Origin of the sequence: Pseudomonas sp. GM_Psu_1 (genome assembly GCF_026544185.1) — a bacterium.
Lineage (GTDB): Bacteria > Pseudomonadota > Gammaproteobacteria > Pseudomonadales > Pseudomonadaceae > Chryseomonas > Chryseomonas oryzihabitans.
In genome coordinates, this window is sequence record NZ_JALNUX010000007.1 from 1 (window position 1) to 15495 (window position 15495).

General features: G+C 69.4%; 13 protein-coding genes. 3 read left to right on the forward strand and 10 right to left on the reverse strand.

Annotated features, from left to right (window positions below):
- Positions 1–46: 46 nt before the first annotated feature.
- Positions 47–1276 (reverse strand): enterobactin transporter EntS, encoded by a 1230-nt coding sequence (entS, locus tag OXS31_RS13730; RefSeq protein ID WP_007160302.1) that lies wholly within the window; start codon positions 1274–1276, stop codon positions 47–49.
- A gap of 126 nt (positions 1277–1402) precedes the next feature.
- On the opposite strand from entS, the gene fepD reads away from it, so the two are divergent.
- From fepD to OXS31_RS13745, 3 genes are read left to right on the forward strand one after another with little or no spacing between them, the layout of a single operon-like run.
- Complete coding sequence (gene fepD / locus OXS31_RS13735; RefSeq protein ID WP_144959306.1) at positions 1403–2398, forward strand: Fe(3+)-siderophore ABC transporter permease; 996 nt, start codon at positions 1403–1405, stop codon at positions 2396–2398.
- Entirely contained in the window at positions 2395–3393 is a 999-nt protein-coding gene (fepG, locus tag OXS31_RS13740; RefSeq protein WP_144959308.1) for an iron-enterobactin ABC transporter permease, read from the forward strand. Before fepD ends, fepG begins: the two co-directional genes overlap by 4 nt.
- Positions 3390–4187, forward strand: a complete 798-nt coding sequence (locus tag OXS31_RS13745; protein WP_042133240.1) for an ATP-binding cassette domain-containing protein — start codon at positions 3390–3392, stop codon at positions 4185–4187. Before fepG ends, OXS31_RS13745 begins: the two co-directional genes overlap by 4 nt.
- Here the strand turns inward: OXS31_RS13745 and OXS31_RS13750 are convergent.
- From OXS31_RS13750 to OXS31_RS13790, 9 genes are all read right to left on the reverse strand, one after another.
- The gene (locus tag OXS31_RS13750) at positions 4184–5314 is read right to left on the reverse strand and encodes a M20 family metallopeptidase (protein ID WP_267399598.1); all 1131 of its coding nucleotides are present in this window, start codon (positions 5312–5314) and stop codon (positions 4184–4186) included. The genes OXS31_RS13745 and OXS31_RS13750 overlap by 4 nt on opposite strands.
- Before the next feature lie 27 nt (positions 5315–5341).
- A complete protein-coding gene (locus tag OXS31_RS13755) occupies positions 5342–6097 on the reverse strand; it encodes a glutamine amidotransferase (protein WP_144959312.1) in 756 nt (251 codons plus the stop codon).
- Positions 6098–6117: 20 nt separating this feature from the next.
- A complete protein-coding gene (locus OXS31_RS13760; RefSeq protein WP_267399601.1) occupies positions 6118–7203 on the reverse strand; it encodes a phosphotriesterase-related protein in 1086 nt (361 codons plus the stop codon).
- Positions 7200–8219 carry an ABC transporter permease gene (locus OXS31_RS13765; RefSeq protein WP_027599920.1) on the reverse strand — a complete coding sequence of 340 codons (1020 nt, stop codon included), beginning with the start codon at positions 8217–8219 and terminating at the stop codon, positions 7200–7202. The genes OXS31_RS13760 and OXS31_RS13765 overlap by 4 nt, the downstream gene beginning before the upstream one ends.
- Before the next feature lie 13 nt (positions 8220–8232).
- Complete coding sequence (locus OXS31_RS13770; RefSeq protein ID WP_027599921.1) at positions 8233–9009, reverse strand: ATP-binding cassette domain-containing protein; 777 nt, start codon at positions 9007–9009, stop codon at positions 8233–8235.
- Between the two features lie 12 nt (positions 9010–9021).
- Positions 9022–9963 (reverse strand): substrate-binding domain-containing protein, encoded by a 942-nt coding sequence (locus OXS31_RS13775; protein ID WP_267399610.1) that lies wholly within the window; start codon positions 9961–9963, stop codon positions 9022–9024.
- Positions 9964–10206: 243 nt separating this feature from the next.
- Positions 10207–11223 (reverse strand): LacI family DNA-binding transcriptional regulator, encoded by a 1017-nt coding sequence (locus OXS31_RS13780; RefSeq protein ID WP_144959314.1) that lies wholly within the window; start codon positions 11221–11223, stop codon positions 10207–10209.
- Between the two features lie 113 nt (positions 11224–11336).
- Entirely contained in the window at positions 11337–15275 is a 3939-nt protein-coding gene (locus OXS31_RS13785; RefSeq protein WP_267399616.1) for an enterobactin synthase subunit F, read from the reverse strand.
- 11 nt (positions 15276–15286) lie between these two features.
- A complete protein-coding gene (locus tag OXS31_RS13790) occupies positions 15287–15493 on the reverse strand; it encodes an MbtH family NRPS accessory protein (RefSeq protein WP_267399618.1) in 207 nt (68 codons plus the stop codon).
- Positions 15494–15495: the final 2 nt, after the last annotated feature.

Sequence of the window (15495 nt, forward strand, 5' to 3'; positions counted from 1 at the left end):
TGATCGCCGTATGCACCCGTTAGAAACGCCGTGGCGGTTTTACACGCTAGGCGCCCAGGCTTTCCGCTCGACGCAGACCGCGGGCCAGCGCCCAGCAGAGGGCAGCCACCCCGGTGGCGACCAGACCGAAGACGCAGGCCGCCTGCGCCGGCAGCATCAGGCTGGCCAGACCGCCGAACAGCGCCGCGCCGATGGCCTCGCCGCCGATGTTCTGCGCCGTCCACAACGCATTGATCCGCCCCAGCAGGCGATCCGGCGTCAGGCGCTGGATCAGCGCGTACTGCACCAGGGAATTGAGCGCGCCCAGGTAGCCGAACAGCACCAGGCACAGCGCCGACAGCCAGAAGCCGGGCAGCAGCGCGAACACCGCCACCGCCAGAAAGGTCGCCACCGCGGTCATCAGCAGGGTACGCCCCGGGCGTGGCGCCTGGTTCAGTCGACCACTGGTGAGGGCGCCGATGGCCGCGCCCAGGGGCGCGGCGGCATAGAGCCAGCCCAGGTGGCCGGTATCCAGCCCCCAGTCCTCCCCCAGCGACGGATAGAGCACCCGCACCGCATTGGCCATGGTGACCAGGGCGCCGACCAGGGCGACTGCGCCCAGCAGGCGATTCTCGAAGAGGAAGGCGATGCCGCCGCCCAGCGCCTGCCAGGGCGTCTCGCGTGGCTGTTCCGGCGGGGGCAGCGGCGGCAGGCGCAAGAGCACCAGCAGGGTGATCAGGGTACCGCCGGCGGTCAGGCCGTAGTTCCAGGCCACGCCACTCTGGGCGATCAGCAGGGTGCCCAGCGGCGGGGCGACGATGGCCGCCACCCGCACGCTGAGCATGTTCAGGGCGCCGGCCTGCACCATGGATTCGCGGCCGACCAGGATCGGCGTGACCGCCAGCAGCGCGGTGACGCCCAGGGCGCCAAAGAAGCCGTCCCACAGCGCCAGCAGGTAGATGGCGGTCAGCGACGGCTCGGGCAGGCTGGCGTTGACCGCCAGCCCGATGAAGCCCAGGCCGCAGATGGAACGCGCGGCCAGGATCAGCCGGCGCCGCTCCAGGCGGTCGGCCAGCACCCCACCGGTGAGCAGGCCGACGAACATGCCGATGCCGGCCATGCTCAGTGCCAGGCCCACCTTGAGCGGCGAGTCGGTCAGCGCCTGGACCTGGATGGGGATGGCCACGGCCAGGAGGCCGAGGGACAGCACGGAGACCAGGCGGGCGATGAACAGGGTGCGAAAGGCGGCGTGGGACCTGAGCAGGCCGAAGTCGAGCAGGAAGGACGTCTTGGACATGAATCACCGGAAAAACACAGGGGACGCTATCGAGCCGCCGGGGCAAGGCTGTTAGCATGTAATACAGACTATCATGTGTTAATACGCCTTGTTCTCATCCACTCCCCTCGCCGTCGGTCGTCGCGGATGACCCCGCGCCGCCTCCTCATCCTCGGCTGCGCCGCCGTCCTGCTGCTCCTGGTGATGGCTGCCAGCCTGGCGCTCGGCGCCACCGCCATCCCGCTGGCCGATGTCTGGCAGGCGCTGGGCCAGGGCTGCAGCGAGCCGGCCTGCCTGATCGTGCGCGAAGCGCGGCTGCCACGCACCCTCGCCGGGCTGCTCGCCGGGGCGGCGCTGGGCGTGGCCGGCACCCTGATGCAGGCGCTGACGCGCAATCCCCTCGCCGATCCGGGCATCCTCGGCGTCAATGCCGGTGCCAGTTTCGCCGTGGTGCTGGGCATCGCCCTGTTCGGCGCCAGCGGTCCCGAGCAGTACCTGGGCTTCGCCTTCGGCGGCGCCCTGCTGGCCAGCCTGGTGGTGCTGCTGGCCGGCATCGCCGGTGGCGGCGGCTTCAACCCCATGCGCCTGGTGCTGGTCGGGGTGGCCCTGGGCGCCATGCTCGAAGGCGTCAGCTCGGGCATCGCCCTGCTCGATCCCCAGGTCTACGATCAGCTGAGATTCTGGCAATTCGGCTCCCTGGACGTGCGTCAGGTCGATCTGCTGCGCAGCGCCAGCCTGCCGGTGCTGGGTGGCGTGGCTATCGCCCTGCTGCTGGCCCCGGCGCTCAATGCCCTGAGCCTGGGCAGCGATCTGGCCGTGGCCCTCGGCACCCGGGTCCGCCAGACCCAGTTGCTCGGCCTGCTGGCCATCACCCTGCTCTGTGGCGCCGCTGCCGCGGCGGTCGGCCCTATCGCCTTCGTCGGCCTGATGGTGCCGCACCTGGGTCGCTGGGCCATCGGCGAAGACCATCGCTGGCTGCTGCCCTTCGTCCTGCTGTTCACCCCCAGCTTGCTGCTGACGGCCGATATCGTCGGCCGCCTGCTGGTGACCAACGAGTTGCGCGTCTCGGTGGTGACCGCCTTCCTCGGCGCGCCGCTGCTGATCTGGCTGGCGCGCCGTCAGCGCCAGGGAGGCCGGGCATGAACCGTCCCGGTCGCCTGCGCCTGCCCGGCGTGCTGCTCACCCTGCTCGGCGGCGCCCTGTTGCTCGCCCTGTTCGCCCTGGGCAGCGGCAGCCTGGCCCTGAGTCCCGCCCAGGTGCTGGCCGCCCTGCTCGGGGAGGCACCCCGCGGCATCGAACTGGTGGTCACCCAATGGCGCCTGCCGCGGGTGGCCCTGGCGCTGCTGATCGGCGCCGCCCTGGGCCTGAGCGGGGCGCTGTTCCAGTCGCTGCTACGCAACCCTCTCGGCAGTCCGGACATCATGGGTTTCAACACCGGTGCCTACAGCGGCGTGCTGGTCGCCCTGGTGCTGTTCCAGGCCAGCATCCTCTGGAGCACCACCGCCGCCCTGATCGGCGGCCTGCTCAGCGCGGCCCTAGTCTATGCCCTGACCTGGCGCGGCAGCGGCGTGGATACCCTCAGACTCATCATCGTCGGCATCGGCGTACGCGCCCTGTTGATGGCGCTCAACACCTGGCTGATCGTCCACGCCTCCCTGGAAGCCGCCTTCAGCGCCGGCCTGTGGAGCGCCGGCTCGCTCAACGGTATCACCTGGGCCAAGGCCTGGCCGGCGGTGGTCTTCATCCTGCTGGCAGGTGTAGCCAGCCTGGCGCTGAGTCGTCGGCTGTTCCTGCTGGAGATGGGCGACGACACCGCCTGCGCCCTGGGCGTGCCGGTGGAGCGCACTCGGCTGTCGCTGCTGGGCCTGGGCGTGGTGCTCACCGCAGCCGGCACCGCGGTGGCCGGACCGATCTCCTTCATCGCCCTGGCCGCGCCGCAGATCGCCCGCCGCCTGACCGGCACCCAGCGCCTGGCGCTGCCCGCCGCCGCCCTCACCGGCGCGGTCCTGCTGCTGGGCGCGGATCTCATCGCCCAGCGCCTGTTCCTGCCCTATGTCCTGCCGGTCGGCCTGGTCACGGTGAGCCTAGGTGGGCTCTACCTGATCGGCCTGCTCATCTGGGAGTCCCGCCGCTCATGAACGACGCCCCCGCTTCGCGCCTGCACGCCGAGCGCCTGACCCTGGGCTACGGCCGCAAGCTGATCGCCGAAGACCTGTCGCTGACCATCCCCGATGGCGAGCTGACGGTCATCATCGGCCCCAACGGCTGCGGCAAGTCGACCCTGCTGCGCACCCTAAGCCGGCTGCTGGCGCCCAGCCAGGGTCAGGTCTGGCTGGACGGCCAAGCGATCCAGAGCTATCGCACCAAGGAGGTGGCCCGCCGCCTGGGCCTGCTGCCACAGAGCTCCCAGGCCCCGGGCGACATCTCGGTGCGCGACCTGGTGGCCCGCGGACGCTATCCGCACCAGACGCTGTTCGGCGGCGTGCGCGCCGACGACGAGCGCGCGGTGACCCACGCCATGCAGGCCACCGGTGTCTTCGAACTGGCCGACCGGGCGGTGGACACCCTCTCCGGCGGTCAGCGCCAGCGGGTCTGGATCGCCATGGCTCTCGCCCAGGAAACCCCGCTGCTGCTGCTCGACGAGCCCACCACCTGGCTCGACATCACCCACCAGATCGACCTGCTGGAATTGCTGGAAGACCTCAATCGCCAGCAGGGCCACACCCTGGTGATGGTGCTGCACGACCTCAACCACGCCTGTCGCTACGCCACCCACCTGGTGGCCATGCGCGACGGCAAGGTGCTGGCCACCGGCCGCCCGCGCGACGTGGTCACCCCCGCGCTGATCAAGGCGGTCTACGACCTGGACTGCCTGATCATCGACGACCCCGTGGCCGGCACCCCCATGGTGGTACCCCTGGCGCGGCGCTAGCGTCCGGCGAGCATCCAGTCCCGGAGCAACTGCCCGTAGAGCTCGGTGCCCTCCTCCAGGCGTTGCACCTCGCAGTATTCGTCCACCTTGTGCGCCATGCTCGGTTCTCCCGGCCCCAGGATCAGGGTGGGCGGATCGTTCAGCGCGGGCAGCAGCACGGCGGCATCGGTGAAATAAGGCACCACGCTGGCGGGCAGCGCCTCGCCGTGCAGGGTGGCGCAACGGTCGAAGACCTGCCGCACCCAGGCGTCGCTCCTGTCGGCACAGACCCCGGGTAGATCCACCAGGACCTCCAGCTCCAGATCGCTGCCCAGGTGCTCGGCCAGACGCCGCTGGATGTCGGCATGCGCCAGGTTCGGTGCGGTCCGCAGATCGAGGGTGAAGGCTGCACGATCCGGCACCGAGTTGATGTTCAGCCCACCGCTGACGGTCCCCACGTTGAGCGTGGGTTGGCGCATGAGCGGATGCGGCGGGCCGACGGCGAAGGTGCGCGCCTGGCCAATGGCCTCGGCCAGGCGGTAGATGGCGTTTTCCCCCTCCTCGGGCATGGCGCCGTGGGCCGTGCGGCCATGGGCGGTGCAGCGGAGCCAGAAGGCGCCCTTGTGTCCCAGCACCGGCCGATTGGCGGTGGGTTCGCCCACCAGCAGCGCGCCCAGCTCGCCGAGCAGGTGCGGCGCGTCCCGGCACAGCGCCCGGGCGCCGTCACAGCCGGTTTCCTCACCGCCGGTGAGCAGCAGCCGGACGCCAGGCCCCTGGGCGATGACTTCGCGATTGCGCTGGCAGGCGACGATGAAGGCGGCGATGCCCGCCTTCATGTCGCTGGCGCCGCGGCCATAGAGGCGCCCTTCGGCCATCTCACCGGCGAAGGGCCCGTGGCGCCAGATGCCATTGCCCAGGGGCACCACGTCCAGGTGCCCGGTAAAGCCCAGCGGCTTGCCGGCCCCGCGCCCCGGTAGCCAGGCCACCAAGTTGCAACGTCGTTCGCCGAAATGCTGCAATTCGCAGTGGAAGCCCGCCTCGCGGAGCGTCGTGACCAGGAACTGCGCACAGGCTTCTTCATCGCCCGGCGGATTGAGCGTGGGAAATCCCAGCAGCGCTCGGGTCAGGGCCAAAGGATCGTCGAGCATGGTGATCTCCAGTCGGACTGCGGGTGATCAGGCGCGCCGCGAGAGCCAGTCCAGGCAGTTGAGCCAGAAGCGCCGATAGGCATCGCCGGCCAGGAAGTCGTCGGGCATCCAATGCATCGACATGTCGCTGGTCCAGACCAGGGTACGCCCCTGGCCGACTTCCCGGGTCGCCAGCAGCGGATGACCGCTGCCCGCGACGCTCGCCACGAGCTGGGCCTCCGGGTGCAATTCCACCTCGTTGTAGCCCAGCAGATAGGACCAGTCCTGGGGCAGGCCACGCAGCAACTCATGCTCGCCGTGCACCTCTGGCGTGAAGCCCTCGGGCACCTCGATGCGGTCGTCATAGGGCAGGCAACGCACCGGCAGCACCTCTTCCACCGCAGTTCCGCGATAACGGGCACCCCCGTTGATGCCCTGGAAGCTGTAGTAGCCACCGACCATCATGAGCGCGCCACCCTGCAGCACGTACTCGCGCAGCGCCGTCAGGCGATTCGGTGTGCGGCGGCTACGCAGCCAGGTATCCGGATGCAGCAACAGGCTGTTGGCACCGATATCCGACAGGATGATCACCTGGTAGTCGCGCAGCGCCTCCAGCGTCGCCGGAAAGTCGGTTTGCGCCTGGTCGGCGCACATCTGGGTGACGGCATAGTCGCTGTCGGCCAGTGCGGTCAGCAGGCGCTGGGCGCCATTGTGGGCGGTGACGGAGGCGAACTGGTCGAAGCCTTTGATATGGGTCGCGGTGCTGACCCAGGATTCGCCAGCGAGCAGAACGGACTGTTTCATAGGTTCTCCGGTTGCGGACGTTAGGCCGATCGAATGCGCTGGAAGACGCGGCGCGGGTTGTCGATCAGCAGGGTTTCCAGTTGCGCCCCCGTGACGCCATGGCGGCGCAGACGCGGGACGAAGTGCTTGAGCAGGTAGCCATAGCCGTGGCCGCCGTAGCGGGTGAGCATGGTCTTGAGAAAGACGTCCTGGGACAGCAGCAGGCGCTCGCCGTAGCCGGCCTCCAGCAGACCGACGAGGGCGCGGGCGTTGTCTTCGTCGGACGGCGACTGGGCGGCCTCGTCGGCGAAGTAGTAGCCCATGCCGATCATGTCGTATTCGAGGAAGGCGCCCCGCTCTGCGAGTCCGTGCTGGTAGTCCAGGTCGCGATGACTGGGATTCATGTGGCAGAGCACCACGTGGTGCAGGTCGGCGCCCTCGGCGGCGGCGATGTCCAGCACCCGGTGACCCAAGCGTTCCCAGCCGGGCAGATGGACCGCCAGGGGCACCCCGGTGAGGCCGCTGGCCCGGGCGGCGGCGCGCAGGGATTTTTCCTCGCTGGCGGTAAAGGCGGCCGACACCCCGATCTCGCCGATCAGCCCGGCGATGACCTCCGGCTTTTCCGCCGCTCCGCCCACGTCGTGGACGATCTGGGCGGTCAGTTCCTCCACCGAGCGCTCCCTGACATAGGCCGGGTGCGAGGGCTCCAGGTAGAAACCGGCACCCATGATGATGTTGAGACCCGTGAGCCGCGCGATGCGCTGCAGCGCCTGGGGATCGCGACCGATGCCGAGGTTGGTGGGATCGACCACCGTCTCCCCGCCCAGGGCGCGATATTTCAGCAACTCGGCGCAGGCCAGCTCCACGTCGAACAGCTGGCAGTTGTCGCGGCTGACCAGCGGATTCATATGCAGCTCGCCGAGCAGTTCGATGCTCACCGGCTGCTCGGCCAGGTGTCGCTCGCCGCAGCAACGGGGTGGCACCCATTTGCCGGAGGCGTCGAGCAGAATGTGCTCGTGCATCAGGGTCACGCCCAACCGGTCCACCGGCAGCGGGCCAAGCACCGTCATGGCATGGCCGCTGTCGACCCCGACCGGAAGCGGCTCGGGATGGCGAAACAGACTCATCCGCCTACCCTCCCCAGCGGGCGGCCGGTCTTGAGGATGCGGGTGTTGAGCCAGATGGCCAGAAGCACGATGGCCCCCGTGGCGATCTGGGTATAGAAGGGCGACACATGGGCGAGGATCAGGCCGTTCTTGATCACCGCCATGGTCAGCACGCCCAGCAGGGTGCCAAGGATGGTGCCGAAGCCGCCGAACAGACTGGTGCTGCCCAGCACCACCGCCGCGATGACCTCCAGTTCGAAGCCCTCCCCCTGGTTGGAGGAACCACTGCCCAGTCGGGCCGTTACGATCATCCCGGCCAGCGCCGCCGCCATGCCGCTCAGGACGTAGACGCGCAGCAGCACGCCGCGGGTATTCACCCCTGCCCGGCGGACGCTTTCGGCATTGGCGCCAATCCCCGTGAGATAGCGCCCGAAGCGCATCCTGCCCAGCAGCAGCATGCCGCCCAGCACCGCGAAGAGCGCGAGCCATACCGCCAGCGGCAGTCCGAGCACCCAGCCGCGACCGAGCGCGAGAAAGGCGCTGAATTCACGGGGAACCGGAATGGAATAGCCCTGGGTGATGAGCAGCGCCAGGCCGCGAATGATGGTCAGGGTCGCCAGGGTCACGATGAACGCCGGGATTCCCGCGTAGGCGATGAAGTAGCCGTTCAGCGCACCGATCAGCGCCCCCACCAGCAGGCCGCCGGCCAGCACCACCGGCCAGGGCAGCTGCCAGGTGTTGAGGCCGAGGGCGGCCAGGGCGCCCACCAGGGCCAGGGTGGAACCGACCGACAGGTCTATGCCACCGGTGGTCACCACCAGGGTCATGGCCACGGCCACGATCAGCAAGGGCGCGTTCTGGCGAATGACGTTGAGCAGGTTGCCGCTGCTGAGGAAGTTGTCGGTCACCAGCGCGAACAGCAGGCAGCAGAGGGCGAAGAACAGCGCGATGCTGGCGACGCCGGGATAGTCGTGCAGCAGGCGGCGCAGCGGTGACTGCACCACCACGCGCTGTCGGGTCAGGTCGAGGGTATTCATGAAATCCTCCGATTCAGGCGCAGGCGGAACGGGCGGTGAACTTGTGGCCGACGATCAGCTCGACGATCTCGCCCAGACTGGTGTCGGCCACCCGGCGCTCGGCCAGGTTCTGGCCCTCGTACATCACCATGATGCGATCGCAGACCAGGAAGAGATCCTGCAGCCGGTGGGTGATGAGGATGACGCTCACCCCCTGGCGGCTGATGGTGCGGATCAGCTCCAGCACGGCCTCGACCTCGGCCACCGCCAGGGCGGCGGTCGGCTCGTCCATGATCAGTACCCGGGGTTCGAAGGCCGCGGCGCGGGCTATGGCCACGGCCTGGCGCTGGCCGCCGGAGAGGTGGCGTACCTGGGCGCGGGTATCGGGCAGGCTGATGCCCAGCCCCTCGAGGATGCGGCGCGCATCGGCGTGCATCTTGCGCTCGTCCAGCAGCGGCAGCCCGAGCAGCCGGCGGCGGGGCTCCCGCCCCATGAAGAGGTTGCCGGCCACGTCCACGGTGTCGCACAGGGAGAGATCCTGATAGACCATCTGGATCCGACAGCGCTGGGCATCCGCCGGGCCCTGGAACACCTCTTCGCGGCCGTCGATGCGGATGCAGCCACTGGTGGGCAGCACCGCGCCGGAAAGAATCTTGGTCAGGGTCGATTTGCCGGCGCCGTTGTCGCCGACCAGCCCCAGGACCTCGCCGGGCTGCAGGGCGAGGTCGACGCCGCGCAGGGACTGGATGGAGCCATAGCTCTTGGTGATGCCGGTCATGCTGACCCGGGGAACCGTCGTCGCAGTGTCCATGCTCGGTCTCCGCTACTTGAAGTCGGCGCGATAGGCATCCAGGTTTTCCCGGGTGACCAGGGTCACCGGGATATCCTGCTGCTTGGTGACCTGCTGGCCGGCGAGCAGCGCCAGCGCCGCCTCCACCGCCGCCTTGCCCATGCCGCGGGTGTTCTGCTGCACCACCACTGCCACGGAGCCGTCATCCAGGCCCTGGACGGCCTGGGGCGACAGGTCCCAGCCAAAGATCCGGGTGCGCTCGCCGCTGCCCTGGGCGACGCTGGCCGCCACGGTGCCAATCAACGCCGGCTCGCCGGTGGCATAGACGATCTGCAGATCCGGATTGGCGGTGAGCAGGTTTTCCGCGGCGCTCTGCGCGGTGTCCTGCACGTTGTTGCCATCCACGGTACCGACGATCTTCGCCTTGGGCGCGCGCTGGGCCAGCCCCTCGCGGAAGCCGTCCAGACGCAGGTTCTGCACGTAGGAACCCAGGGCTCCCACCACCCCGACCTCGGCCTCGCCACCCAGCTCTCGGGTGATGTAGTTGCCGGTGTATTCCCCCAGCTGGCGAGCCGCGGCGCGGTTGTCGACGCCGACCTGCACCTGGTTGTCGCCATTGAGCACGGCGTCGATGGCCACCACCGGGATACCGGCCTGGACCGCCGCCGAGACCGCCGGCTTGATGCCGTTGACGTCGATGGCACAGACCAGGATGGCGTCCACCCTGTCCTGGATGTAGGCCTCGATGGCGTCGTTCTGGGCGGAGGGGTTGTCGTTGGCGTTGAACACCACCAACTCGGCGCCCGCCGCCTTGGCGGCGGCCTGGGCACCCTGGGTGATCTGGGTGAAATAGAGCGCCTGCTGATTCACCTGGACCAGTGCCAGCCGCTTGGCCGGTGCCGCCTGGGCACTACCGGCCAGGCCCAATCCGAACACCATCAGCATGGAAGCGAACGTCTTGCCGAATCGAAGCATCTCCATCCTCCTCTACCCTGCCAACGGATATGGCAGCGGTTAGTAAACCGGTTTACTAAATGGGCCAAAAAATAGAACCGGGAAGGTTCTGCTGGAAAGGAAACAGCACAAGGCGTGCCAGCAGCGACTGGAGGACCTTCTTCCACTGCCAATTCAAATGGTTACTCAAACCCCCTGCACAGAGCCTCTGGCCGGACAGCCACCGGAGTGCTCCACGACTGGGCAGAATGGAAACGCCAAGTGCTACCTTGGGGCAGGCGCTGGGGCGACCGAGCCGCGTTCCACCAGGGTCACGGCGACCCGCTGCTCCCCGACTACCGGCTGCCCGGCAAGCACCGCCAGCAGGGCTTCGATTCCCTGGCGACCCAGGTCCCGCGCCGACTGGCGCACGGTACTGAGCGGCGGCGTGAGCAATTCCGCGTAGGGCGCGTCGTCGAAGCCGACCAGGGACAGGGCACCGGGAACTGCCAGGCCGCGTTCGCGCAGGGTATCGAGCACCCCTACCGCGATGAAGTCGCTGGCGGCGAAGATCGCCTGAGGCGGCTCCGGCAGATCCAGCAGGGTCGCGGCCGCCTGACGCCCGAAGTCGCGGCTGTACTCCCCCAGCAGCAGATAATCGGGACGCAAGGGTATTCCGGCCGCGGCCAGGGCCAGCTCATAGCCCTCGCGCCGCTCCCTCACGCTCATCACCGCTGCCGGTCCGGAGACATGGGCGATGCGCCGATGCCCCTGGCGGATCAGATGCTCGGTGGCCAGTCGGCCGCCGGCGACATTGTCGGCGAAGACCTTGGGCATCGAGGTACCCGGGACATCCTCGTCCAGCAACACGATCTCCCGGTAGGCGCCCAGTTGCGCCGCCAGCGTCCCGTCATCCGCGCGGTTGGTGATGAACAGCAGACCATCCACGCGGCGCGATCCCTTCCAGTGGACGTACTGGATTTCCCGCGCCGGATCGTTGCGCGTCAGGCAGAGCACCAGGTTGTAGCCATGGGCGAAGGCCGTGGCCTCGGCGGCGTCGGCCAGCTCGGCGAAAAAGGGGTTGGCGATGTCCGGCAGCACCAGCCCGATGGTCTCGCTGCCGCCCTTGCTCAGGCGTTGGGCCAGGCTGTTGCGCCGAAAGCCCAGGGCCTCGATGGCCCCTTCGATACGCTGCGCCGTGGCGGGTGGCAGGCTCAGACTGTGATTCAGGTAGCGCGAAACGGCAGACTTGGACAAGCCTGCCTGCCGGGCGACATCCTGAATGGTCACGCTTTTCGCCATGGGTCCACCTGCAACGAGAGAAGGAGCGGCCTGGCCGATCATCTCTCCTGCCCCGCCCAGGCTTCACACCTTGCCTGAGCGGGGAGTCGCCGTCGAGCCGAACCCGCGAGCCGTCACAGCGCCTTCAACGCCCGATTCAGCACCGGGCCGATCTGCGCCAGCTGGGCCGGGGCGATGATGTCGACGTGGGCGCAATCCACCTCGTGGGCCTGCAGGCGGGTGATCCAGGGCGCCCAGGTGGCCTTGACGTCCATTCCCGCCGGCAGCGTGCGCCGGGCGACGAACATCAGCGCCTCGCCATCGAAACGCGCGCTGCACGCCGTGGCCAGCAGCCGCACCGAGTCGGCGTAGTTGCCTTCGATGGTGGCGAACAGCTCCGCCCCCTCCCCCAGCGCGGGATCGGTCAGGCCCTGCTGGGCCGCCAGGAAGGCCTCGCGCTCGCGATTGACCTCGGCCAGCACCTCCGGGTCCAGCTCGCGCTGGCCTTCGCGTTCTTGCCAGTTCTGGGTTTCCGGCGGATAGGTGTCGAGCAGGCCAAGGAAGGCGACCTGCTCTCCTGCCGCCTGCAGCCGCGCCGCCAGGCCCTGGGCCAGGGTGCCACCCAGGGAATAGCCGAGCAGATGATAGGGCCCCTGCGGCTGCACCTCGCGCAGGGTGCGCAGATGGCGCTGGATGACGGCTTCCAGGTCGGCGCCCTGGGCCAGGGGGCCGTCCGGACGCGGCGACTGGATGCCGAGCAGCGACCAGCGCGGATCCAGGTGGCGCGCCAGCACGCTGAATTGCCAGGCGAAGCCCGAGGCCGGGTGGAAACAGAACAGCGTGGGGCCATCGCCCGGGCGCAGCGGCAGCAGGGTCTCGAAGCCGGCGCGGGTCGCGCTGGCCGCATCCTGCTCCAGCTGCCGGGCCAGGCGGGCGACACTGGAGGCAACCATGATCTGGCCGATGGACACCGGCTGCCCCAGGCGCCGACGCAGCGTGGCGGCCAGGGTCATGGCCAGCAGCGAATGACCGCCCAGGGCAAAGAAGTCGTCGTCCGCACCGACGATGGCGCAGCCGAGCACCTCGGAAAACGCCGCGGCCAGATCGCTTTCCAGCCCCGGCGACAGGGGGCGACTGGCGGCCCTGGCCACGCCCTGGGGCGCCGGCAGGGCCTTGCGATCGAGCTTGCCGGTGGCGCCCAGGGGCAAGGCGTCCAGCTCCACCAGGGCCACCGGCACCAGGTGCGGCGGCAGGCTTTCGCCCAGGCGCGCGCGCAGGCGCTCCAGGTCCAGCGCGGCGCCCGGCTGGGCGACGAGATAGCCCACCAGTTGGCGGGCATCGCCGCCGGTGGCGGTGGCCGCCTCGCCCAGCACCCGGGCATGGGTGACCGCCTGGGCCACGCCAGGCAGCGCCAGCAGGGCGTGGTCGATTTCCGCCAGTTCGATGCGCTGCCCGCGCAACTTGACCTGGTCGTCGCTGCGGCCGAGGTATTCGACGACGCCCTCGGGCAGCCAGCGCGCCACGTCACCGGTGCGATAGAGGCGCTCGCCCTGCCCGTCCGGCGCGGCGATGAAGCGTGCGGCGGTCAGCTCGGGACGGCCCAGGTAGCCATCGGCGAGTTGCACCCCGCTCAGATAGAGCTCGCCCGCCACACCCGGCGGTACCGGGCGCAGACGCTCGTCGAGGATGTGCAGCCCGGTGTTCCACACCGGCTTGCCGATGGGCACGCTGCTGCCGCTGACAGCCGCCAGGGCGGCGCCATGGGCCGGATGATAGGAGACGTCGACCGCAGCCTCGGTGGGGCCATAGAGATTGTGCAGGGGCGCGCCGACCCGGCGCTCCCAGGTGCGAGCCAGTTCGGTGGGCAGCGCCTCGCCACTGCAGAACACCTGGCGCAGGCTGGCGCAGCGGGCCACCGCGGCCGGCTCGTCCAGACTGGCGACGAAGGCCGCCAGCATCGAGGGTACGAAGTGTACGGTGGTCACCCGCTCGCGGGCGAACAGCTCCTGCAGCGCCAGGGGATCGCGATGGGCCTCGGGTGGCGCCAGGTACAGCCGGGCGCCCACCAGCAGCGGCCAGAAGAATTCCCAGACCGAGACATCGAAGCTGCTCGGCGTCTTCTGCAGGACGGTGTCACCGACGCCGATGGGGTAGCTATCCTGCATCCACAGCAGGCGATTGACGATGGCCGCATGGCCGACCACCACGCCCTTGGGTCGGCCGGTCGAGCCGGAGGTATAGAGCAGATAGGCCGGATCGCCGGGGCGCGGTCCTTCGAACACGGGAGCCTGGTCCAGCCCCTCCAGCGGCGCGTCGAGAATCAGCACCTGCTCCTCGCACAGCCCCGGGAAACGTCCACGTTGACTGGCATCGGTCACCAGCACCCGGGGCCGGGCATCGTCGAGCATCAGCTGCAGGCGCTCGTCGGGATAGCCGCTGTCCAGCGGCAGGTAGGCCGCGCCCAGCTCGAGCGTCGCCAGCAAGGCCAGGGACAGGAACACCGAGCGTGGCAGGGCCACCGCGACGATGTCACCGCGACCGACCCCGGCCTGGCTCAGGCGCTGGGCCAGGGCCAGGACCTGCTGGCGCGTCTCCTCATAGGTAAAGGCGTGCTGCAGATCGGCCAGTGCCGGTGCCGCGGGCGTCCGCGCCGCCTGCTCGGCCAACAGCGCGGCTAGGGTGGTGGCGGGCAGCGGGCGCTCAGTGGCATTGATGGCGGCCAGCCAGTGCTGGTCCGTGGGCGCCAGCAGATCGGCTTCGCCCAGGGTGAGCCCAGGTTGAGTGGCAAACTGCTGCGCCAGCAGGCCGAAGCGCTCGGCGTGGCCCTGCAGCAGGTCGGCGGTATAGCGCTCGGCGTTGCCCAGCAGCTTGATGTCCAGGGCGCCGCTCGCTTCTAGATAAAGAGCGATTTCCAGATCGCGCACCGGCCCCGAGGCCAATTCGTGGGTGATACCGGGCACCCCGGCGAAATCCAGGGCGAAATCGAACAGCTTGAGGTTGATGACCGGTCCGGTCAGGGGCTCGGCATCGCCTGGCCGGCCAAGATCGCGGGCGATCTGCTCGGCGTCGTAGCGCTGGTGCCGGCGCACCTTCTTGAGCTCGGCGGCCAACACGGCGGCGAGTTGCGGCAGCGTCTGGGTCGAGTCGGTGCGCACGCCCAGGGGCAGGACATTGAGCGTCGCGCCGCCGGATTTCAGCGCCACCGACCCCATGCGTCTCATGAAGATGAAGCCGGCGCTGAAGGCCGGCTGACCGCTGAGACGGGCGAACCAGGTGGCGGCCAGGGCCACGGCCAGATCAGCCGGCGTCACGCCCTGGGCCTTGCCCTGCTCGGCCAGCCTGGCGAAGACCGCGGCGGGCACCCGGGCGCGTGCTTCCACCACCCGCGGCGTCGGTACCTGCCCCGCCAGGCCACCGGGTGCCAGGGAGGCGGCCGGCGGCAAGGCCGCGCCGCGCTCACGCCAGAAGGCTTCGTCACGCTCGCGCACGGCCGACCGCCGATAATCCTGGTATTCGCGCACCACCTCGGCAAAGGAGACGAACGGCGAAGCCTCGGGCGTCTCGCCGCGCACCACGGCGCTGTACAGGGCCGCTACCCGCTTGGCCAGGGCGGCGAAGCCATAGCCATCGATCAGCAGGTGGTGATAGCGCTGGTACCAGAACAGGTGATCGTCACCCAGCTGGTAGATCCGGTTGAGCCACAGCGGCCCGCCGCTGGTGGCTCTCAGGTCGCCGTCGAGGTCGACGCGGATGGCCGCCCGCGCCGCGCCTTCCGGATCGGCGGCCCCGCGCAGGTCCAGCCACTCGGGGGCAGGCGTGGCCGCCTCATCGTCGATCCACTGCACCAGCTCGCCCTCGCGCTCGGCAAACTTCAGTTGCAGGCTGTCCAGCTCGCCCAGGCCCTGGACGATGGCCGCCTGCAGCGCCTGGGCATCGATCGACCCGCGCAACTCGACCAGATGGGCCACGGCGAAGGCATTGGCATGGGGCGACAGCTGATCGGCCATCCAGATACCGGGCTGGGCGGCGACCAGGGGCAGTGGGCGCGAAAGAGAAAGCGGCGTAGAGGACACAGGAACTCCAGTCAGGAAAGCAGGGAGGCGACCGGGCGGATATCGCGCCAGTGGCTGGCTAGCCAGTCGTCGCAGGCCGCGCGCGGCGCCGGTCCGAACACCAGCGTCCAGCCGGCGGGAACGGACATGGCCTCGGGCCAGAGGCTGCACTGACCCCGGGCATTGCGCAGGATCAGCAGCACCTGGGCGGGATCGTCGAAGGGATTGAGAGCGTCCATAG